At 41.8% G+C, this 23032-nt stretch carries 13 protein-coding genes; 12 read left to right on the forward strand and 1 reads right to left on the reverse strand.

What is annotated here, in order from left to right; genetic code table 11:
* Positions 1–80: 80 nt before the first annotated feature.
* The 12 genes from N5O98_RS22730 to N5O98_RS22785 all read left to right on the forward strand — a co-directional run bounded on the left by N5O98_RS22730 (position 81) and on the right by N5O98_RS22785 (position 20357).
* The gene (locus N5O98_RS22730; protein WP_269496039.1) at positions 81–3404 is read left to right on the forward strand and encodes a TonB-dependent receptor; all 3324 of its coding nucleotides are present in this window, start codon (positions 81–83) and stop codon (positions 3402–3404) included.
* 15 nt (positions 3405–3419) lie between these two features.
* A complete protein-coding gene (locus N5O98_RS22735) occupies positions 3420–5060 on the forward strand; it encodes a SusD/RagB family nutrient-binding outer membrane lipoprotein (protein WP_004310492.1) in 1641 nt (546 codons plus the stop codon).
* 33 nt (positions 5061–5093) lie between these two features.
* On the forward strand, positions 5094–6215 hold the full coding sequence (locus N5O98_RS22740) for a glycoside hydrolase family 18 (RefSeq protein WP_118161269.1): 1122 nt from the start codon (positions 5094–5096) through the stop codon (positions 6213–6215).
* Positions 6216–6247: 32 nt separating this feature from the next.
* Positions 6248–7390, forward strand: a complete 1143-nt coding sequence (locus N5O98_RS22745; protein ID WP_004310490.1) for a DUF1735 and LamG domain-containing protein — start codon at positions 6248–6250, stop codon at positions 7388–7390.
* Positions 7391–7736: 346 nt separating this feature from the next.
* Complete coding sequence (locus N5O98_RS22750) at positions 7737–8279, forward strand: RNA polymerase sigma-70 factor (protein ID WP_008770350.1); 543 nt, start codon at positions 7737–7739, stop codon at positions 8277–8279.
* A 149-nt stretch (positions 8280–8428) separates the two neighbouring features.
* Positions 8429–9400, forward strand: a complete 972-nt coding sequence (locus N5O98_RS22755; RefSeq protein ID WP_004310488.1) for a FecR family protein — start codon at positions 8429–8431, stop codon at positions 9398–9400.
* A 180-nt stretch (positions 9401–9580) separates the two neighbouring features.
* Positions 9581–12943, forward strand: coding sequence for a SusC/RagA family TonB-linked outer membrane protein (locus N5O98_RS22760; RefSeq protein WP_008770349.1), 3363 nt, complete (start codon positions 9581–9583; stop codon positions 12941–12943).
* 12 nt (positions 12944–12955) lie between these two features.
* Positions 12956–14557 carry a SusD/RagB family nutrient-binding outer membrane lipoprotein gene (locus tag N5O98_RS22765; RefSeq protein ID WP_004310486.1) on the forward strand — a complete coding sequence of 534 codons (1602 nt, stop codon included), beginning with the start codon at positions 12956–12958 and terminating at the stop codon, positions 14555–14557.
* A 42-nt stretch (positions 14558–14599) separates the two neighbouring features.
* Entirely contained in the window at positions 14600–15613 is a 1014-nt protein-coding gene (locus N5O98_RS22770; RefSeq protein WP_004310485.1) for a glycoside hydrolase family 18, read from the forward strand.
* Positions 15614–15637: 24 nt separating this feature from the next.
* Positions 15638–16651, forward strand: coding sequence for a BT_3987 domain-containing protein (locus tag N5O98_RS22775; protein ID WP_004310484.1), 1014 nt, complete (start codon positions 15638–15640; stop codon positions 16649–16651).
* A gap of 11 nt (positions 16652–16662) precedes the next feature.
* Positions 16663–17877: a DUF1735 and LamG domain-containing protein gene (locus N5O98_RS22780; protein ID WP_004310483.1), complete on the forward strand. Its 1215-nt coding sequence runs from the start codon at positions 16663–16665 to the stop codon at positions 17875–17877.
* Positions 17878–18005: 128 nt separating this feature from the next.
* Positions 18006–20357: a glycoside hydrolase family 3 N-terminal domain-containing protein gene (locus N5O98_RS22785; RefSeq protein WP_004310482.1), complete on the forward strand. Its 2352-nt coding sequence runs from the start codon at positions 18006–18008 to the stop codon at positions 20355–20357.
* Between the two features lie 285 nt (positions 20358–20642).
* On the opposite strand, the gene N5O98_RS22790 is transcribed toward N5O98_RS22785, so the two are convergent.
* Entirely contained in the window at positions 20643–22727 is a 2085-nt protein-coding gene (locus N5O98_RS22790) for a BT4734/BF3469 family protein (protein ID WP_004310481.1), read from the reverse strand.
* Positions 22728–23032: the final 305 nt, after the last annotated feature.

Genomic DNA, 23032 nt, shown 5'->3' on the forward strand with positions numbered 1-23032 from the left:
TCAATCTCTTTTAATATTAGCGTAATATTGACGCTATTCTGAATGATCCTAGAATAATAACCAATTAACTAATACTAAAGATGCTACAAATCTACGAAAAAATAGCAGAAAAAATAGCTCATAAGCGGGTCTTTCTCACTTTTTTAAGTCTTATTCTTATACAGACTTTCGCTTTGGCTCAAAATGATAGTAAAATAACTATCCAGCAGAAGAACATCACTGTCATTGATGCCTTAAAAACTGTGGAAAAACAGTCCAAAAAGTCTATAAATTATAGTGATTCCGAATTAAAAGGAAAAGTAATAGCCCAGTTAAACTTGCAGAATGCATCCCTCGAGACCGCACTTGATACCATCTTAAAAGGGACGGGCTTTTCATTCCAGATTCAAGGTAACTACATCATAATAGCTGAAAAGAAGCCTGTAGTTGCACAAACCCTTAAAAATATCAAAGGAAAGGTTACTGATGAAAGCGGTGAACCGTTGATTGGAGTAAATATATCTGTGGATGGTAGTTCTACAGGTACGATTACCGATTTCGATGGTAACTTTACGATCAAGGCGGCAGAGAAATCTATTCTCAAAGTATCTTATATCGGATATGCTGCACAGATAATTCCTGTTTCCAAGAAAGATTTCTATCCGGTTGTAATGAAGCAGGATACAGAAGTGCTCGATGAAGTTGTTGTGACGGCATTGGGTATCAAACGTGCAGAAAAGGCGTTGTCTTACAATGTACAACAAGTCAAGGGAGATGCTCTGACTACGGTAAAAGATGCTAACTTCGTAAACTCGCTGAACGGTAAGATAGCCGGAGTGAATATAAACAAAAGTGCTAGTGGAGTTGGTGGTGCGACACGTGTTGTAATGCGTGGTGCAAAATCTATTGAAGGTGATAATAATGCTTTGTATGTGGTGGACGGTATTCCTTTGTTCAATACCAATATGGGAAATACCGACAGTGGTATTATGGGTGAAGGTAAGGCCGGAACAGAAGGAATCGCCGACTTCAATCCCGAAGATATTGAAAGTCTTTCTGTTTTGAGTGGTCCTTCGGCTGCTGCGTTGTATGGTAGTAGTGCCGCTAACGGTGTAATTTTGATTACCACTAAAAAAGGAAAAGAAGGAAAACTTTCAGTGCAGTTCTCTTCTTCTTCAGAGTTCAGCAAAGCTTATATGACTCCTGAGTTTCAAAATACGTATGGTAACAAAAAAGATATGTATGAAAGCTGGGGTGAGAAACTGTTGACTCCTACAAGTTATGATCCTAAGAAGGATTTCTTTAATACCGGAACAAACTTTATTAATTCGGTTACGTTGACCACCGGTACGAAATCGAATCAGACTTTTGCTTCTGTTTCTTCTACCAATTCCAAAGGTATTGTACCTAATAATGAATATGATCGTTTGAATTTCACAATCCGTAATACGGCAACTTTCCTTAATGATAAATTACAACTCGATTTAGGTGCGTCGTATGTGAAACAGAAAGACAAGAATATGGTATCGCAAGGACAATATTGGAATCCGGTGATGGCCGCCTATTTGTTCCCTCGTGGTGAAGACTTTGATGGAATTAAGTCATTCGAACATTTCGATGAAAGTCGCCAACTTCCGGTTCAGTATTGGCCGGTGGCAGATCCGGTATATGCTTCACAGAACCCTTACTGGACTGCTTATCGCAATGTAGCTACGAATGAAAAGAGTCGTTATATGTTCAACGTAGGGTTGACTTATAATATTACCGATTGGTTGAATGCGACAGCCCGTTTCAGAATGGATGACACACATGTATTGTTTGAACGCAAGATTTACGCTTCATCCGACGATAAATTTGCGGAAGGAAAGAAAGGACTGTATGGATACAATAACTATGAAGACCGTCAGGAATATGCCGACTTTATGTTGAACGTAAATAAACATATAGCTGATTTCAGTATTTCTGCCAATGCGGGTTGGAACTATTCTAACTATTGGGCATTGGAGAGAGGATACAAAGGGACATTATTGGGAGTGCCCAATAAATTTGCGGCTTCTAATATCGATCCGGCTAATGGTCGTATCTCAGAAAAGGGTGGTGATAGTCGTGTACGTAATCATGCTGTTTTTGCCAATTTGGAACTTGGTTGGAAGAGTATGCTTTATTTGACGCTGACCGGACGTAATGACTGGAATTCACGTTTGGTGAATACCGATGAAGAATCTTTCTTCTATCCCTCAATCGGTCTGTCCGGGATTATTTCCGAGATGGTCAAATTGCCCGAATTTATCTCTTACCTGAAAGTTCGCGGTTCGTATACGGAAGTCGGTGCGCCTGTATCCCGTTCGGGACTGACTCCGGGTACGGTAACTACCCCTATTGTGGGTGGTGCATTAGATCCTACCGGTATCTATCCGTTTACTGATTTCAAGGCAGAGCGTACAAAGTCATACGAATTTGGATTAAGTCTGAAGTTGTGGAATAAATTAAGTGCGGAGGTAACCTACTATCATTCTAATACATACAATCAGACCTTCTTGGGTGATCTTCCGGAATATACCGGATACAAGCAGATTTATTTGCAGGCCGGTAATGTGGAAAATCGTGGTTGGGAGGCTTCATTAAGCTATTCCGATCGGTTTAAGTTCGGATTAGGAATCTCTTCAACATTGACATTCTCTCGTAATATAAATGAGATTAAGGAGATGGTTGAAAACTATCATACGGATTTGATGGATGAACCGATTAATATTCCGGAGGTTTTGAAGGATGGTGGTCGTGTCATCTTGAAAGAAGGCGGAAGTATCCACGATATTTATGCCAACACCTTCTTAAAGAAAGACCACTTGGGATATGTTGAGGTAAAGAGCGACGGAACCTTTGGAATGGAAAAGGGGGAACCTGTTTATTTGGGAAAAACTTCTCCTGACTTTAATATGGGATGGAGTAATATGTTGACATACAAAGGCTTTGGACTCGGATTCCAAATCAACGGGCGTTTTGGTGGTGTGGTGACCTCTTCTACAGAGGCATTGCTTGATCGTTACGGTGTGTCCAAACGTTCGGCTGAGGCTCGTGAAGCGGGAGGCGTATTGTTGAAGGGACAAGGTCTGGTAGATGCGAAGTCTTATTATCAGATGACAGGTACGGGAAATTATGAAACTTCCGGTTACTATGTATACAGTGCCACCAATATTCGTTTGCAAGAACTTACCTTTAGCTATACTATGCCTAATAAGTGGTTTGGTAACGTGTTGAAAGATGTTACAGTTTCGTTTATAACCAACAATCCTTGGATGTTGTATTGCGAAGCTCCGTTCGATCCGGAACTGACTCCTTCCACTAGTACTTACGGACAAGGTAATGATTATTTTATGCAACCGAGTGTTCGTAGCTTTGGCTTCGGTATTAAATTTAAATTATAATACACCTTCTTTATTATGAGAAAAATGAATCATTTTAAACTATTAGCGGTGATATGCGCAATGGCGCTATTTGCCTCATGCAATTTTGAAGAAATCAATACCAACCAATTTGAGATGAGCGACGGAGAAGGTGCGATGGATGGTTTTGAAGTCGGAGGGCTGATTACAGCTATGCAACGGACAGTGATTCCCGTAGGCACACAGGCTGATGATACAGATGTTATCAATGAATATCAAATAGCTTATCATCTGTCGGCCGATAATTGGAGTGGATTTTTTGGTGAGAACAACAGTAACGGTTGGAACGCAGGTAGTAACAATACTACTTATTATTTGTTGGACAATTGGATAAAAGCGACCTATACACAGTCTTATACCAATGCTCTTGATCCTTGGAAGAAATTGAAAATAGCGTCCGAGAAAAATGGTACGCCCGAAGTCTTTGCTTTGGCTCAAATTCTGAAGATTTCCGCTTGGCACAAGACACTTGAAAGTTTCGGTCCGATGCCTTATTCTCATGCGGCGGACGCTACAATGAACATTCCGTTCGATTCGGAGAAAGAGGTGTATACGGCGATGTTTGAAGAATTGACCGCAGCCATTGAAGAATTAACAGAAAAGGCGGCAAATGGGGTGAATGTAATGGGCGCTTATGATGCGGTATATGCCGGAGATGCTACCAAATGGGTGAAATACGGCAATTCGCTGATGCTTCGTTTGGCTATGCGTGTCCGCTTCGCTGATGCGGAACTGGCGAAAAAGTATGCTACTCAAGCAGTAAATCATTCTATCGGTGTGATGACGGCTAAGGATGATGCGGCTCAAATGAGTCAAGGAGCGGGTATGACTTTCCGCAACAACATTGAATGGCTGGCAGGCAACTATAATGAAGCTCGTATGGGTTCTTCCATCTTTTCTTATCTGATGGGATATGAAGACCCGCGTTTGAGCGTTTATTTTTTGCCGATGGATGGTAATGTCTCTTATGGTGTTGAGGCTTTCGACGGAAAAACGTATCAAGCGGTGCCGGCAGGGCATGCCAATGCGCAGAATGATATCTACAAATCTTGCTCAAAGCCCAATATTCAAAGTGGAACTCCTACATATTGGCTGCGTGCATCGGAAGTTTATTTTTTGCGTGCGGAAGCAGCTTTAGTGTGGGAAGGTTTCGGCAGTGCGGATTCATGGTATAAACAGGGCATTGATATGTCTTTTCAGGAGAATGGTGTGACCGATCCTGTAGACGATTATATGAATTCCAATTTGGCACCTCGGGCATATGTTTTTTCCCATTATCAGTATGGGCAAACACTTTCTGCTCCGTGTGAGACTACTGTCAAGTTTGAAGGAACAACAGAGCAGAAGTTGGAAAAAATTATGATTCAGAAATGGATTGCTTTGTTTCCTAACGGGCAGGAAGCGTGGACGGAATGGAGAAGAACCGGTTATCCGAAGTTGAATGTCATTAAGACTTTGAAAGGAGCAGTGCAAGGCGCAACTCTTGAGGGTGGTATTCGCCGTATGATTTATCCCACTAGTTTTTCTCAGACTAACGAGGGAAAGGCTATTTATGAAGCAGCCTTGAAGTTGTTCAATAACGGTGCAGGTGGCGAAGATAAGTCTTCTACCCGTTTGTGGTGGGATTGTAAGAGATAACCTACATGTATCATTTTAATACAGATGAAGAATATGAAATCATTAAGAAAATTGTTATATATTATTCCATTGACAGGCATGATGGTAACTTCTTGCATGGATGTGGAGAATATTGAGATAGACCATATAGGCGGGTATGCCACAATGAACAATGCGGAGAGTGAGGCATATTATGCCAATCTGCGCGCCTATAAGGCGACTGCTTGGAATTACAATCGTCCCGTAGCTTTCGGATGGTATTCCAATTGGGCGCCTGCTGGAGCTTATCGAAGAGGATATCTCTCTGCTATGCCCGATAGTATGGATTTTGTTTCAATGTGGAGTGGCGCTCCAGGACGTTATGAAATCACTCCGGAGCAGAAGGCAGATAAAGAGTTTGTGCAAAAGGTGAAAGGAACGAAACTGTTGCAGGTAAGTCTGCTTTCTTATCTTGGTAAGGGTGCGACACCAAATTCGGTATACCTCGAAGTGGAAAAACAAGCGGAGGAAGAAGGCTGGTCGGCGGCTCAATTGGAAACGGCGAAGAAACAAGCCCGTTGGAAATATTGGGGATTTGAAGGTCAGTTTGAAAGTGAAAACCATTATGCATGTCTGGCGAAGTTTGCCAAAGCTCTGTGCGATTCTTTGTATGCAAACGAATGGGACGGTTATGATGTAGACTGGGAAATCGGTAGTGGTGTGTTTGATATGGATGGCACATTGAGTCAGAATAAGCATTTGATTCATTTGGTTAAAGAAATGAACAATTACATTGGCCCGAAAAGCGATCCGGAAGGTAAAGGACATAAAATGATCTGTATTGATGGAAATATTTATAGGCTTACCCATGAATTGGATGAGTATGTCGATTATTGGATTATACAAAGTTATGGTAGTTCCAATCCCGGTTTTGATGGTTATGGCGTTGATCCTAAGAAAATAATCTGCACAGAGAACTTTGAAAAGTATGCCACTAATGGAGGTCAATTGCTGAAGCAGGCTGCTGCTATGCCGCGAGAAGGTTATAAAGGTGGAGTAGGAGCTTATCGCTTCGATAATGATTATGACAATACGCCAAATTATAAATGGATGCGTCAGGCTATTCAAATCAATCAGCGGGTTTTCAATGAATGGAAAGCGAAACAAAACGAAGCGGAAAATAAACCGCAGGAATAAGTGGACTTATAAAATTCTAAAACAGTAAAAAGATGATGAATAAACATATATTCTATTATTTGATGGTAGGTAGTATGGCGTTATTGTTGGGCGCTTGCAACGACAGCATGAATGACCTGCTGGAGCCTAAGGTTTATTTCGAAAGCAAGGAATATAATTTCTCGGTGGAAGATGAAATGGATGTAATGACATTTGATCTGGTTTCAAGACTCTCGTCAGCAACTTCCTCTCAGGTAGACGTATCATATAGTGTAGCCGAACCAAGTGTAGTAGACGAATACAATGCAAAGTATGGCACAAATTATGAGATGCTTGATGTTTCGCAGGTAAAGCTAAGCAGTACGACATCTTCTATTTCGAGTGGAAAATTGTATGCGGATAATGTAGAAGTCGAACTTTCCGGGTTAGAAGCCTTGAAAGCCGGGAACTCGTATGTTTTGCCTATGCGGGTGCATTCGTCTTCGGTGTCGACTCTTTCCGGAACAAACATTGCATATTTCTTTTTCTCCAAACCGTTGAAAATTACCAAAGCTGGTAACTTCAGTAATCACTATATTTCTGTGAAGTTCCCTGTCGGTACTTTCTTCTCGTCATTCACTTACGAAGCATTGATTAATGTGGATTATTTCCTCGATAATAATACGATTATGGGAACCGAAGGTGTGATGATCCTCCGTATCGGTGATGCGGGAGGAGGAATTACTCCTAAAGATTATTTGGAAGTGGCCGGAAGACAGAACTACCGTGTAACGAAACCGTTGTTAACAAATCGTTGGTATCATGTAGCGTTGACTTATGATCAACCGACAGGAAAAACAGGCATTTATGTAAATGGTGAGAAATGGGCTGGTTCAGATTGGGGGATTGACGGTTTTGATCCGAATTCGGATATGGGTTTTTATATTGGTAGAATCTATGGTTTCAAATGGGGTGAACGTCCATTCCATGGTAAAATGAGTGAAGTCCGTGTTTGGAGTGTAGCCCGTACGGAAAATCAACTTAAGCAGAATATGCTGGGTGTTGACCCTGCTTCAGAAGGCTTGGCACTTTATTATAAACTAGACGGATCGGAGACTCAGGAAGGTGGAGTTATCAAAGATGCCACAGGGCGTATAAACGGTACTACAAATGGAATTACTATTAAGACGTTGGATGCTCCGATAGCTATCAATTAATGGAACACACAAATTTGTGAGAGATTTTGCTCTTTGCATTTTTGAATATGAGTGAAAGCCTGCTTACTGAAAAGATAATATTCTTTGGGTAAGCAGGTTTCTTTTATTTATGTTTGTTTTATGAAGAAGTTACTATTTACCCTGTTTATATCTTTTCCATCTAAATGTTTTTGCCAGTACCTCAGAAGGAAGATTAATGCTGACGTGCAAATTATAATCAAGGCATTTCTTTTCTTCTTTATAAGGAAAAGGTATTTTAGCTAAATTTAAATTTTCTCTAAAAAGTTTCCTTTTTATGAGTAAAATGTATTTCTTTGCAGCGTTTAATACTTATGGATATACTGGAATGGCTCAAATCAATTTCAACTCGATATATACTGCTTATTATAGGAAAGCCTTCCTATTTACCTTGTCCTATGTCCATAATGATTTAGTAGCAGAAGATATTGTATCAGAAGCCATTATCCATTTATGGGAACTAAGTAAAGAACGGGAAATCCCAAGTGTTGAAGCGATTTTGATTACTTATATTCGCAGCAAATCACTCAATTACCTGAAACATATACAAGCACAAGAGAATGTTTTTCAAACTTTGCTTGATAAGGGACAGCGTGAATTGGAAATTCGTATATCAACATTGGAAGCATGTGACCCGAAGGAAATATTATCAGAAGAATTACGGGCAAAAGTGCATGCATTACTAGAGAGTATGCCGGAAAAAACTCGTATTGCTTTCATCCACGATCGCCTAGATGGAAAATCCCATAAAGAAATAGCCGAAGAACTGGGCATTAGTGTAAAAGGAGTAGAATATCATATCAGCAGAGCAGTTAAAATGCTGCGTGATAATCTAAAAGATTATGCTCCATTCCTTTTCTTTTTCATCTGAAAAGAAGGAAAAGGCCTCCTTGTTTGCTATTTTTTTAAGCACTAACAAAAAAATCACATTTCTTACTAGGGAATCTCTTTAGTGAGTGGTATTCTTAATGAAAGGGGGAATAATACCCCTATTCTCATAACTTATAAATTATTTATTGTATGGATAAGGAATTACTATTAAAATATATTGCAGGCAAGGCATCCCAAAAGGAAAAGGAAGACGTTGCTACATGGATTGATGCAGATGCAGCCAATCTTAAAGAATTCATTTCTCTTCGTAAGAGTTATGATGCATTCATATGGCAAGACACAGACGCATTCTCAAAGAAGACAAAAAAGACAATTTCATTGCATCCTGTTACACAACGAATCTTGCGGATTGCGGCAGTATTTGTTGTAGCTTTCGGATTAAGTTATGCAATGATACAGGTTCTCCAAAAAGAGGATATAGAAATGCAGACTGTTTACGTTCCTGCCGGACAACGCACATTGGTGACACTTGCTGACGGAACTACAGTATGGGTGAATGGGAAAAGTACATTAACTTTTCCGAATTGTTTTTCTTCCCGTACACGTAAGGTGGAACTTGACGGAGAAGCCTATTTTGATGTTCGGAAAGATCCGGAAAAACAGTTTATAGTCTCTACGGCTCACCAGTCTGCCATAAAAGTTCTGGGCACAAAGTTCAATGTAAAGGCATACAAAGAAGCCGATGAGGTAATTACTACATTAGTTGAAGGAAAAGTTAATTTTGAATTTAACAACGCTAGTCAGCAACCGCAGTATATTGTGATGGCTCCGGGACAGAAGCTGGTCTATTATTTCCAGGATGGAAAGACTGAACTCTATACAACTTCCGGTGAAAGGGAGCTTTCATGGAAAGATGGCAAAATCATTTTCCGGCAGACCTCCCTACGGGATGCACTGGATATCTTAGCGGATAGATACAATGCTGAATTTGTCGTTCGGGAGAATGTTCCTCATGACGACTCATTCTCCGGTACATTTACCAACCGGAATCTAGAACAGATACTCAATTTTATCAGTGTCTCTTCAAAAGTACGTTGGCGTTATCTGAACAATAATGGAACTGCCGGTAAAGAAAAGATAAAAATAGAGATATTTATTTAGTATTGGAAAATATAAAACCTTAAAAAACAAAACTTATTGCCATGAAAAACAAAGATCCTTAAAGACAAAAATACGGGACGATATTGGCCGTATCTTCCCGTATGAGCCTCAGTAATTGTGAACTACTTGTTTGCAGACAAGTATAACTACCAATTTTCTAATTAAACTCGTTACAAATCTATGCAAAATTATTGTATCGTCCAATTTCTTGGAGGATTAAAGTCGCTTAGACGAACCTTAAAAGAAATATCATTGGCTATGAAATTACTATTAATGCTGCTCGTTTGTTCTGTTGGGCTGACTTATGCGTCTGACGGATATGCACAAAGAAACTCTATTTCGTTGAACGTGAAGAACAGTACTATCGAAGAAGTGCTGCACACGATTGAACGTGAATCCGGATTCGGCTTTTTTATTAACAGCAAGAATCTGAATCTCAATCGCCGGATAACGGTTTCCGTATCGGATAAAAATATTTTTCAAGTACTGAAGCAAGTCTTTGAAGGTACCAATATTGAATATAAAATACTGGATAATCAAATTGTACTGACAGCTAAGGAAACGGAAGTTGCCCAGCAAAAGGTACAAAACGTTAAAGGTACGGTAGTTGATAAAAATGGAGAACCGCTAATTGGCGTTTCCATTGTGGAGAAAGGAACTACTAACGGAACAGTGACGGATCTTGATGGAAATTATACGTTGACTGTTCAGACTGCCAATCCGGTGTTGTTATTTTCATATGTGGGTTATCAGAAAAAAGAACTGCCTGTTGTCGGTTCGGTCTTGAATGTTACTTTGGAAGATGATTCGCAAGTGTTGAACGAAGTAGTGGTCACCGCCCTTGGTATTAGAAAAGAAGCGAAAGCACTTTCTTATAATGTGCAGGAAGTATCTGCCAGTGAAATTGTTGGTGTTAAAGATGCCAACTTTGTAAACAGCTTGTCCGGTAAAATAGCCGGTGTGGTTATCAATTCCAGTTCATCTGGTATAGGTGGCGGAGCAAAGGTGGTGATGCGTGGTGCAAAATCTCTTTCCGGAAATAATAATGCATTATATGTAATTGACGGCATTCCGATGCCTTCATTGGAAACGACACAGCCGGATGACTTTATGACTGGTATGGGGCAGTCCGGTGACGGTGCTTCCATGATTAATCCCGAAGATATTGAAACGATGTCTGTATTAAGTGGTGCTGCCGCTTCTGCACTTTATGGAAGCGATGCAGCTAATGGGGTTATTATGATTACCACGAAAAAAGGTACGAAAGATAAACTCCGTGTCAGTTATGCTAATAACACCTCGTTCTTCAATCCGTTTGTAACTCCGGAGTTTCAAAATACTTATGGTGCAACGACAGGTGAACTGAAAAGTTGGGGGCAGAAAATGGGACAACCCAGTAATTACGATCCGTTAGATTTCTATCAGACAGGATGGAATGAAACTAACTCGTTGACTATCAGTAATGGTAATGAGAAGAACCAGACATTCCTTTCTATGGCTGCTACCAATGCAGCGGGCATTGTTCCGAATAACACGTTGGATCGTTACAATTTCACGATCCGGAATACAACTAGTATGCTCAATGATCGTTTACGCCTTGACTTGAGTGCTAGCTATATGAACGTACGCGAACAGAATATGGTATCACAGGGTCAGTACTTTAATCCGATAGTTCCGGTCTATCTGATGTCACCGAGCTACAGCCTGGATATGCTTCAACAGTTCGAAATGTATAATGAGACTCGTAACTTCAAGACACAATATTGGCCGTGGGGTAATCAAGGGATTGCTTTGCAGAATCCCTATTGGATTGTCAACCGCGACAATTTTGTCAATCATAAGAATCGTTTTCTTATAAGCGGGGGCTTGAACTTTGAAATCACTAAAGGTATAACATTAGGTGCACGTGCTAAAATGGATTATACCTCGGCTCTGTTTGAAAAGAAATATTCGGCATCTACCGATAATATCTTTTGCCAGGACTTTGGTGGTTATTACAAAGGCGATGCCTCTACCCGTCAGCTTTATGGTGATGTGATGTTGAATATAGATAAATATTTTGGTGATTTCTCATTAACAGCTACGCTGGGAACCAGCATTCAAGATGTCAACTACCAGTATTTCGATGTCGGTGGTAGTTTGAACTCGGTAGCCAATAGCTTTACAACGCTTAATTTGATGCAGTCTACCGTGAAGTTTCAGCAAGATGGTTATCATGACCAGACGCAGTCTATTTTTGCTACCGCACAGTTAGGATGGAAAAGCAAACTTTATTTGGATGTAACTGGGCGTGTCGACTGGTCTTCTGCTTTGGCATGGACCGATGCGAAGTCAGTCGCTTATCCATCGGTAGGTCTTTCCGCAATTCTGACTGAACTGTTGCCTATCAAGAACGATGTATTTACTTTCTTGAAAGTGCGTGGCTCGTATAGTGAGGTAGGAAATGCTCCTACACGTTATATTGCTTATCAGACCTATCCGTATGAGTCGGCTTCTCCCACGACAGCTACTACGTATCCTAACACAGATATTAAGCCGGAACGTACCAAGGCGTGGGAGGTCGGTTTGCAGTCTCATTTTTGGAACGATAAATTAGAGTTGAACGTATCTTTATATAAGACATCCACCTACAACCAATTGTTCAATCCTTCACTCCCTTCATCTTCCGGTTATTCTTCCATTTATATCAATGGTGGACAAGTGGATAACAAAGGTATTGAAGCCAGTCTGACATTGAATCAGCCTCTCGGACCGGTGAAATGGAACTCTACGTTCACTTACACTCTCAATCGCAACAAAATTAAAAAGTTGTTGAAGCCCACCACTCTGTCAGGCGGAGAAGTTGTTAGCCAGGACATGATGGATCTTGGGGGGCTTGAAATCGTGAAGTCACGTCTTTTTGAGGGTGGTTCTATCGGTGACTTGTATGTGACTGCTCTTCGCACAGACCATCACGGGTATATTGACGTGGATTATGTCAATAATACAGTGGCTATCGACGACAAAGCCGGTGAACGTAAGGATGGTTGGATTTATGCTGGTAATTCTCAAGCTAAATACATGATGGGATGGCGTAACTCCTTCTCTTGGAAAGGGCTGACATTGAGCTGTTTGATTAATGCTCGTATCGGTGGTGTGGTTGTTTCGCAGACCCAAGCATTGATGGATGCTTACGGTGTTTCCAAAGCTACGGCTACAGCGCGCGATTTAGGATATGTATTGATTGACGGTCACGAAGTGCCAGCCGTGCAGAAATATTACAGTACTGTGGGAAGTGGTGTAGGCTCGATGTATGTCTACAGTGCTACAAATGTCCGTCTTGCAGAATTGTCTCTCGGTTATGATGTTCCCGTTCAAAAGATAATTCCTTGGATTCAGAGCATGAACGTCGCCTTCACCGGACGCAACTTGTTCATGTTCTATTGTAAGGCCCCTTATGATCCTGAACTGACGGCAAGTACAGGTACACACTTCAGCGGTATGGACTATTTTATGTTGCCGAGCCTGCGTAATTTAGGCTTCTCTGTTAAACTTAACTTCTAAAGAATCGACAAGATGAAACAGATATCAAAATATATAAAAGTTGTTAATGGTACGTTGCTTGCCGGAGGCTTGCTGCTTACAGCCTGCACCAGCCATTTTGAAAGTTGGAATATTAATCCGAATGAGGTAACTCCGGAGCAGATGGAACGCGATAACCTTAAAACGGGAGCTTACTTTACACAGATGGAGAGGGGCATTTTTGTGGTAGGTAAGGATAAAGGCGGTTTGTTTGAGGAAACTCAGATGCTGACCGGTGACATATTTGCCAGCTACTTTGCTCCTGTCAAGACGTGGGATTATGCCGGAACAGAAGATAACGACTGTTATAAACTTTATCGCCAATGGTATAATTCACCGTTCAATAACGCTTATACCGAAGTGATGCAGCCGTGGCAAAGTATCGTAGAGAATACCGATGAGGTTTCACCTGCACGTGCTTTGGCTACTATTGTCAAGGTGTTTGGTATGAGTCGTATTACGGATAAGTATGGTCCCATTCCTTATTCTAAGTTTGGTACAGGTATTCATGTGGCTTATGACAGCCAGAAGGATGTGTATTATCGCTTCTTTGAAGAATTGGCAGATGCCATTGATGTGCTTACTGGTTATAACAGCCGAACGTCCGAACCGTATATGGAACGTTATGACTATATTTATAATGGTAGAGTAGAGAAGTGGATAAAGTTTGCCAATACACTCCGTCTCCGTTTGGCAATGCGTATTTCTTATGTGGATGAGACAAAAGCTCGGACAGAAATAGAGGCTGCGATTGGTCACAGTATAGGACTGATGACGTCTGTTGATGATAATGCGGTTTTAAAACAGTCTGCATCGTTCACTTTCATCAATGAGTGGTGGGAAGCATTTGAAAGTTTTAATGATTTTCGCATGAGTGCTACTATGGATTGTTATTTGAAAGGTTTGCAAGATCCGCGTTTGGCATGTTACTTTAAGGCTGCGGTGAAAGATGGAGCATATCATGGAGTCCGGAATGGACAAACTAGCCGTAATCAAGGAACATTGTCGGAGGCTGCTTCCAGTATGAATGTGGAACAAAACGATAATATAGAGTGGATGGGCGCCGCTGAAACTTATTTTTTACTGGCAGAAGCTAAATTGCGTTTGAACTTGGGGGATAAGACCGTGCAGGAGTATTATGAAGAAGGTGTGAGAATTTCTTTCTCTTCCAAAGGTGCTACGGGGGCAGATACTTACCTCGCGGATGATACTAATGTACCGGCTACGTCTTTTGTAGATCCGACAACCGAACGTAGTACTGATGTAAGTAGTATGGTTTCAAACTTGACTGTGAAGTGGAACGATAATGCTACTGAAAGCAAGAAACTGGAGCGTATTATGGTTCAGAAATGGATTGCTCTTTTTCCTGACGGGCAGGAGGCATGGAGTGAGATGCGTCGTACAGGTTATCCGGGAATTGTTACTATCAGTTCGAATCGTTCCGGTGGTGAAGTGCCTGAAGGAGAACTTATTAGTCGTCTGAAGTTTCCGACAACAGAGTATTCAGACAATGGCGAGAATACGCAAGCTGCTGTCTCCCTATTGAAGGGTACGGACATTGCCGGTACACGTCTTTGGTGGGATGTAAAAAGGTAATCAGATATATAATGTAGAACAATCTAACTAAGTAATTAGAATATGAAAACAATGAAATACTTATTGGTCGCGCTAGCCACAGGCAGCTTGATGGCTGCGTGTAACACGGACATTGAATCGTTGACCATTCAGCGACCGTTGACTTACGACGACCAGTACTACCAAAACCTGCGCGATTACAAAGCAAGCGACCATGAAATTGCTTTTGGATGGTTTGCGCAGTATGGAGCTCAAAACTCAGCGGCTGTTCGATTTATGGGATTGCCCGACAGTCTCGATATTTGTTCTATGTGGGGTGGTATTCCTGCAAAGGAAAATACTGAGATATGGGACGAAATTCGTTTTGTGCAGAAAGTGAAAGGTACCAAAATGCTCTGTGTGGCAATTACACGTATTGATGCGGAAACTGACGAACACGATTTTAAGAAGGCTTACAATGAAGCAAAGGCAATGCCGGAGGGTGATGAACGAACCGTTGCACTTAATCGTTCCTTTGAAATGTATGCTGAATATTTCCTTGACCAGGTGTTCCTGAATGATCTTGACGGCTTCGATGCCGACTATGAACCGGAAGGTGACTTTTTGAGTGGTTCAAATTTTGAGTACTTCTACAAGCATATGGCTAAATATATGGGACCGAATCCGGATATCACTAAAGAAGAGCGTCTACAACTCATTGAAGAGCGTTATGGTAAAGAAATAGCTTCGCAAGAAGGCATTTGTGACAAAATGTTGAATATTGACCAGACATCTACTAGTATGACAAGTCTTGTTCCATATAGTAATTATTGTTTCCTTCAGGCGTATAGTGGTGGAACTGGCGCTGGTGGATGGCCTGATGAAAAGGTGGTATACTGCTGTAATATGGGTGACGGCTGGCAGGGTGATATGCAGTCCATGTACAATCAGGCACGTTATAAACCGGCGAATGGCAAACGCAAAGGAGGTTTTGGAGCATTCTTTATCCATCGTGACTATAATGTACACGAATACAATCCTGAGCCTTACTATCGGTTCCGTCAATGTATCCAAATACAGAATCCGGCTGTCCATTAATTAACTTTTTAATGAAAGATGACTATGAAAAATAGAAAGAATCTGTTTTATATAAGTATGTTCGCCATCTGTGTGCTTGTTTTTACTGCCTGTGGCGATGATGAGACTTACGATGTTTATGGAGATCCGTATAATAGAGTGTACGTTTTGGATAATTCCAAGGAGTATAAGATAGTACAGACTCCCATCAGTACAGTCAGTAATGTAGATTTCACATGGGAAGCAAAATGCTCAAAGAAAGCGAGTGGTGACATTAGAGTAACGGTAGCGGTTGATAACTCCTTGATTGATGCTTATAATGAAGAACATGACACCGAGTTTGAAGCCTTGCCTGTTGAGGCTATTGTACTGGAGAATAAAGAAATGACTATTCCTGCAGGAGAAATGGTAGTGGCAGATGCTGTACATCTAAAATTGACTGATGACGTGAATGTTCTCTCTACTCTTAAGAGTGAAAAAGGATATATTGTTCCTTTGCGTCTTGTTTCGGCAGAAGGTGGTAATTCGCAGTTGAGCACTAATATGCTGGCGCCTTCTTTCTTGACTATTACTGTGACTGAGGATAATATGAATCATGAAGCTACCCAATATACAGGTACTGGTACATTAGTGGCAGACCAAACAGGATGGACCGCTACCACCAATGGAACTGTTCAGTCTTGGTATGAACCGATTGAAGCCATTTTTGATGGAAATTATGAAACTTATTGTTCTATCTCTAATCGGTCGGGTGAGCTTTTGCTGGATATTGATATGGGGAAAGCATATTCTTTTGATAGTATCAAAATGACAAGTTCCGGATATGATTATGAAACTTGGACTGAAAAAGAGGTCGGTGCGTTCAGTGCCGGTATGACTGTCAGCACAAGTGATAATGGTACGGATTGGAAAACACAAGGAGAAATTGAACGTAATGCCGAAGATTGTGTTTTCTATGCTCCGTTGACTGCCCGATATATTCGGATAACTGTTCCGAATGCCGGTGGTTGGTATGGTGCTTCTTTGGAATGTGGTGTATTTAATGTTTATGCTAAATAATAATTGAAGTTATGAAGAAATATACGCTCTTATCTTTATTAGCTTTGTTGCTTTGTGTGTCAGGTTGCAAGACTGAACCTGATTACAGCGATGCTGTCTATATGACTGGCACGTTGACTTCTTCAAATGTGAAATTTCTCGTTGAGGGGCAGTCTACATTAGGTTTGACCGTGACTTCAACCGATAAGACGGACACTGATGTGAAAGTTGGTGTGCAGGTGGCTCCTCAGCTACTTGAGTCTTTTAATGCCTCTACCGGTCGTAACTGCCAAATGCCTCCCGAAGGTAGTTATAGTTTTGAAGGTGGTGAAGTGGTGATTCCAGCAGGGCAAAACCAGTCTACGCAAATCAAGGTGACTGCTGATTCCGAGAAATTACAGGAGGGGGTATCCTACTGCCTTCCTGTATCTATTACCTCTGTGTCAAATAGCGATCTGAAAGTGATGGAAACTTCCCGTACCGCTTATGTTATGTTGACTAAGGTTATTAATATCAAGGCTGCTTACCTGGCACGCCGGGGATATTTCAATATTCCTTCGTTCGGCGATCAGGAAAAAAGTCCGGTGAAAGCACTCGGACAGATGACATTAGAAATGAAGGTGCTTCCTGTATCCTTCCCTGTCGGTTCTGAAAGAAGTGCTAATGGTATCAGTTCGTTGTGTGGATGTGAGGAGAACTTCCTCTTCCGTTTTGGCGACGGTGCCGGTAATCCTGTTAATAAATTGCAGTTCGTGAAAGGGTCAATTGGTACGGCATCGCATCCTGATAAGAAAGACCATTATGAGTCATGGGTAGAAAAGGAATTTCCTACAGGGCATTGGTTGCACTTTGCTGCCGTATATGACGGTCAGTATTTACGTCTTTATTTGGATGGTGAGCAGATTCACTTTGTGGAAACTAAGAATGGCGGAACCATTAATTTGAGCATGGCTTATGACGGTCATACATGGGAGGACACATTCTCTATTGGTCGTTCTGCAGGTAATGCACGTTTCTTTGATGGTTACATCAGTGAATGTCGTGTATGGAATGTGGCACGTACGGCTGCCCAGATTGAGGATGGCGTTTGCTATGTAGACCCCACAAGTGAAGGACTAATCGCTTATTGGCGTTTTGATGGTGAAACGCAAGATGACGGTACGGTGCTTGATATGACTGGACATGGACATAATGCTGTACCGGGTGGTACTGTTACTTATGTCGACAATCAGAAATGTCCGTTCTAAAATAGGGTAGAATAGAGGTTGTTTTTTACTCAAATGAAGCCTGCTGTCAAATCAGCTTTGCCACAAGGCATTGCGGGATGATAGCAGGTTTCTCTTTTTAATATCTTATTCGTTTATAAAAAATAGTTATGCTAAATAGAGTCTATAAATCATTACTGTTTATGGCTATGATGACAGGAGTTTCTTATTCCTTTGCACAGCCGCTTCCGACAGTAACCTATAAAAATCCGACTTTGCCGGTAGCAACGCGAGTAGCCGACTTGCTATCCCGTATGACATTGGAAGAAAAAGTCGGCCAACTCCTTTGTCCTTTGGGGTGGGAGATGTATGAAATCAAAGAAGACGATGTTTTTCCTTCTGATAAATTCAAGCAACTCATAAAAGACAGAAAGGCCGGTATGCTTTGGGCAACCTATCGCGCCGACCCGTGGACAAAGAAAACATTGTCAACCGGATTGAATCCCGCTTTGGCTGCAAAGGCTGGAAATGCCTTGCAAAAGTACGTAATAGAGAATACCCGTTTGGGAATTCCCTTATTCCTTGCCGAAGAAGCACCGCACGGTCACATGGCAATTGGTGCAACCGTTTTTCCAACCGGAATCGGAATGGCTGCTACTTGGTCGCCCCAACTCATCCGTGAAGTAGGAAAAGCAATCGGCAAAGAGATACGTTTGCAGGGCGGACATATCAGCTATGGACCAGTGCTCGATTTGGCTCGTGACCCGCGTTGGTCTCGTGTAGAAGAAACCTTTGGTGAAGATCCGGTATTGACGGGTGAAATAGGAAAAGCGATAGTGGAAGGATTAGGAGGCGGTGATTTGTCACGCCCATACAGCACATTAGCTACCCTCAAACACTTTCTCGCCTACGGTATCTCGGAAAGCGGACAGAACGGAAATCCCTCTTTTGCCGGTATACGTGAGCTGCACGAAAACTTCCTGCCACCGTTTAGGCAAGCTATCGATGCCGGAGCATTATCAGTAATGACTTCTTATAATTCGATGGACGGTGTTCCCTGCACAGCCAATCACTCTCTGTTGACCGAACTTCTTCGGAATGAATGGAAATTCAGCGGAATCGTCGTTTCTGATTTATACAGCATAGAAGGTATTCATCAAAGCCATTTTGTTGCGCCCACTATGGAAGAAGCAGCAGTTCTTGCATTATCAGCCGGAGTGGATGTGGATTTGGGAGGCGATGCATATATGAATCTGATGAATGCTGTAAACACAGGTCGTATCGGTAAAACAGCACTTGACGCTTCTGTCGCCCGTGTTCTACGGTTGAAATTTGAGATGGGGCTGTTTGAAAATCCTTATGTAGATCCTGAAAAAGCAAAGAAAGAAGTGCGCAGTGAAGAATCTGTAACTTTGGCACGCCGGGTAGCACAAGCTTCAATCACGTTGTTGAAGAATGAGCACTCTTTGCTTCCGTTGAACAAAAATAGGAAAGTAGCATTAATCGGACCTAATGCAGATAATCGCTATAATATGTTGGGGGATTATACCGCTCCGCAGGAAGAAGCAAATATAAAGACTGTCTTGGATGGAATCAGGACCAAACTTTCTTCGTCGCAAGTGGAATACGTGAAAGGCTGTTCCATTCGTGATACTGTGACAACTGATATTGAACAGGCCGTTGCAGCCGCCCAGCGTTCCGAAATCATTATTGCCGTAGTGGGAGGCTCCAGTGCTCGTGATTTCAAGACCAGTTATAAAGAAACGGGTGCGGCCATTGCCAACGAAAAGACGATCAGCGATATGGAATGTGGCGAAGGGTTCGACCGCGCAACACTCTCTTTATTAGGAAAGCAACAGGAACTGCTCAAAGCCTTAAAAACTACCGGAAAGCCATTGGTAGTCGTTTATATTGAAGGCCGTCCCTTGGATAAAAACTGGGCATCAGAAAATGCAGATGCAGTATTAACTGCTTATTACCCGGGACAAGAAGGAGGGATTGCTATTGCCGATGTTTTATTTGGTGATTTTAATCCGGCAGGACGATTGCCATTCTCTGTGCCTCGTTCCGTTGGACAAATTCCACTCTATTATAATAAGAAAGCTCCTCAAAGCCATGATTATGTAGAAATGTCTGCTTCTCCGCTTTATCCTTTCGGATACGGTTTGAGTTATACCTCTTTTGATTACTCGGATTTGCATCTGTCAGCCTTGACGCCACGTTCTTTTGAAGTTTCATTCAAAGTCCGGAACACAGGAAAGTACGACGGTGAAGAAGTAGCTCAACTTTATTTGAGAGATGAATACGCTTCAGTAGTGCAACCGTTGAAGCAACTGAAACATTTCGCACGTTTCTATTTGAAGCGTGGTGAAGAACGGGAAGTGAAGTTTATTTTATCCGAAGAGGATTTCTCGCTTGTCGATCGGAATTTAAAGAGTATTGTGGAGCCGGGAACTTTTCAGATAATGATCGGTGCTGCTTCCGATGACATAAGATTACAGACGAAAGTGGAGATAAAATAGGAGATACTTCGCAAGGAGGAGTAGATAAGGATACAACTATCCGGAAAAACCAGATAGTTCAAAAAGAAGGTAATCGGATGATATTAAATAAGATTGCCCCTATTCATCTATGAAACAAAACTCTCAAATTTAGATCTCATAATGATTGGTACCTGTTTTATTGTCATACTGTCAGGATTATGCGCAAGTAGGTGAATATCAACGTTCTATCACCTGACAATAACCATTGATAATAGGCTGACAATAAAATATCCAGACTTTTATTGTCAGCCTTGCTTTTATCTCTTATGATAGCTTTATTACCTGATAAACAGTACCTTTATAAGTATGCTTCGAAGGAATACCGCATTTTTGCAGCAATCTCCCGAAGTGATATACTTTGTTATCAGACAATGACATACCGCTTTTCTTCTTCAGATAATTCAATATTTCAACCGGAGTAAGAAATTCCCCTTCCTCTTTCGTTTGTGCAGTCTTGAAATACTGGTAAAACAATTGCAACATAGCCGGTGTCTGCTCAAACTCACGGTTGTTTTCAGTCATAATCTGCTCATCCTCACTGTCAAACCAGTAGCGTTCGCCATGATGAATCTCGTGCATGGCTTGTGCATAAAGCTGTTCATAATCTATCGGCTGTGTAGTGTCGATGTTTCCCGTCACTTCAATACAAATGAAACGGCGGCTTCCCGAAGGATCAGTCAACAAATCCTTCTGATTGCTTGTGCCGATAAATGAAGCATACCGTTGCAATTCAAGTACCGAGCGACCGTGCGGTTTCCGTAGATTGACCACAGGCTTTTGAAGAATATGTTTCAGAAATCCTTGTTGTGGCAGCGTTATCTGGTCAAACTCATCGATATTGATGAGCGCAAACCGATTCAGATACAGTTCTGCATCCCGTTTATGGCTGAAATCAATGCTGTCTGTATAGTAAGCGCGAAGCGCAGGCGGAATCATTTCACGGCAGAAAGTTGATTTATGAGTTCCCTGTCGGCCCACTAATATGGGCGACGTATTGTTCGCGTGCATTTTATCTACTCCTCTCCAATGTGAAACCATATTCAGGAACCAACGGTGGAAAAGCAATTCCCAATGCGGATTTTTGCAAGGCACCCTGTTTGCCAAAGCATGAATACGGTCTTTGCCGTCCCAATGAGGCAGATGAAACAGGAACTCTTCCAACGGATTGTAGATTGGCACACGGTTGGAATGTAAGTATCGGTCTATGTCCCTGTCCCATACGCCAATACCTTCGGATTGGGCATCAAGCATGATACTGTTTTGTGCCCGTTTGTCAATAGGATGAAAATAAAACTGAAACGAGAAACGCTCCCGGTATTCCACTTCCCCGATCTGCGTATTATAGCGGAACTCATAACGACGGTTCATAAATTCGTCCATCTGCAGGCTAAGGCGTTGCTCTTTAGTCAGGCAGTTGCTTTTGGGCACTCCCTTACATTCCTTATATACGTTTCTTATCATTTCGCGTATCAGCATCGGATTTTTTCTTTTGTAATAACGCATGATGGTCCGTCGGGTTACCTCCTCTTCCGGGATGCCGGAGTAGTAACAATTTTCGGCAAGCGGGACTACTAACGTTTGCAAATCATGATCGTTCCGATGCCAGTCTGTTTCCATTTCTTCAAATGTCTTCCGCAATGCTGCTTCATAAAGCAATGCTACAGTATCTTCCGTGTCATACCCTGGCAGTGCTCGATTCAGTGGAGATGTTTCAGTGCTCGATTTCTCATGATAAGTCATCTCGCCGGGCATACCGATGGGTTGTGAAAGATAGAAAGGGACAGGGGTGGGACGGTAAATCAAGTCCGGATCATAACTAAGACGTGAGAATTGTTCCAGTTTCGGCTCTTTTAATAGAATGTTGAAGGGAAGTTGAGGCTGATAACATTTAATGGCAAGCCGGTAAGCATGTGCCTGAAACACTTCGGCTTCTTCCGTTGTTTGCGGTAAAGTACCATCCGGACGGGTGAAGCAAGTCCATATCTTGACACTTTTACCACTTGCACCCATAAAAGCCAGCATTGTTTGGGGAAGTTCGGCTGCCTTTTGCTTCACGATTTCCACTTCTGTCTTTCCGGCTAGCGGGCCGATGGTCAGTTCTACAATGCCATTGTAGGTTTTCATTCGTTTCACTCCGTTCACTCGCCCGAAGGCTGCTGCGGGAATCACTCGTGGTAGTTTGTTGGCGAGGGAACAAGGCTCGTCGGGTAGAACAAAATGCAGGGCCTGACGTAATCCGGTTACCGGGCGGAGCTTGGTTTCTTTTTTCATTTTTTCTATCAGCAAGTCGATGTCTGTCACGCTTAGTGCCTCCGTATCTCCGTTTTCCCTGATTTGTGTAATCTTCATTTTTCTTCTCTTGATATTAATGAGAGTAAGTGTTTGTTATTGGTTTCAAAGGTACGGATAAGGTACTTGTAAAACAAACTATTTGCGCTTTATCGCGATAAAGAATGTGCTTTCTTGTTATACTCTATTCAAGAAGGCGGACTTGAAACATTAACAAGTAAGTAAAGATATGCTCGCCACTGTGTATTGTTGCCGGAAGTTACTAAAAGAGTGTAAACCGCTGGAAATGAGCGTGTGTTAATTGCTCATTATGGTAATAGGTTACGGATTAGTAAGTTATCTACTACATTATTCTTCTGCGTATT

Source organism: Bacteroides sp. LFL-34 (assembly GCF_027257075.1).
Lineage (GTDB): Bacteria > Bacteroidota > Bacteroidia > Bacteroidales > Bacteroidaceae > Bacteroides > Bacteroides ovatus.

Bases quoted from the DNA above. Each gene is read 5' to 3' on its own strand.
- N5O98_RS22760 (WP_008770349.1), top strand. From the start codon at position 9,581: ATGCAAAATTATTGTATCGTCCAATTTCTTGGAGGATTAAAGTCGCTT.
- N5O98_RS22790 (WP_004310481.1), bottom strand. From the start codon at position 22,727: ATGAAGATTACACAAATCAGGGAAAACGGAGATACGGAGGCACTAAGC.
- N5O98_RS22730 (WP_269496039.1), top strand. From the start codon at position 81: ATGCTACAAATCTACGAAAAAATAGCAGAAAAAATAGCTCATAAGCGG.
- N5O98_RS22755 (WP_004310488.1), top strand. From the start codon at position 8,429: ATGGATAAGGAATTACTATTAAAATATATTGCAGGCAAGGCATCCCAA.
- N5O98_RS22735 (WP_004310492.1), top strand. From the start codon at position 3,420: ATGAGAAAAATGAATCATTTTAAACTATTAGCGGTGATATGCGCAATG.
- N5O98_RS22780 (WP_004310483.1), top strand. From the start codon at position 16,663: ATGAAGAAATATACGCTCTTATCTTTATTAGCTTTGTTGCTTTGTGTG.
- N5O98_RS22770 (WP_004310485.1), top strand. From the start codon at position 14,600: ATGAAAACAATGAAATACTTATTGGTCGCGCTAGCCACAGGCAGCTTG.
- N5O98_RS22745 (WP_004310490.1), top strand. From the start codon at position 6,248: ATGATGAATAAACATATATTCTATTATTTGATGGTAGGTAGTATGGCG.
- N5O98_RS22750 (WP_008770350.1), top strand. From the start codon at position 7,737: ATGGCTCAAATCAATTTCAACTCGATATATACTGCTTATTATAGGAAA.
- N5O98_RS22775 (WP_004310484.1), top strand. From the start codon at position 15,638: ATGAAAAATAGAAAGAATCTGTTTTATATAAGTATGTTCGCCATCTGT.
- N5O98_RS22740 (WP_118161269.1), top strand. From the start codon at position 5,094: ATGAAATCATTAAGAAAATTGTTATATATTATTCCATTGACAGGCATG.
- N5O98_RS22785 (WP_004310482.1), top strand. From the start codon at position 18,006: ATGCTAAATAGAGTCTATAAATCATTACTGTTTATGGCTATGATGACA.
- N5O98_RS22765 (WP_004310486.1), top strand. From the start codon at position 12,956: ATGAAACAGATATCAAAATATATAAAAGTTGTTAATGGTACGTTGCTT.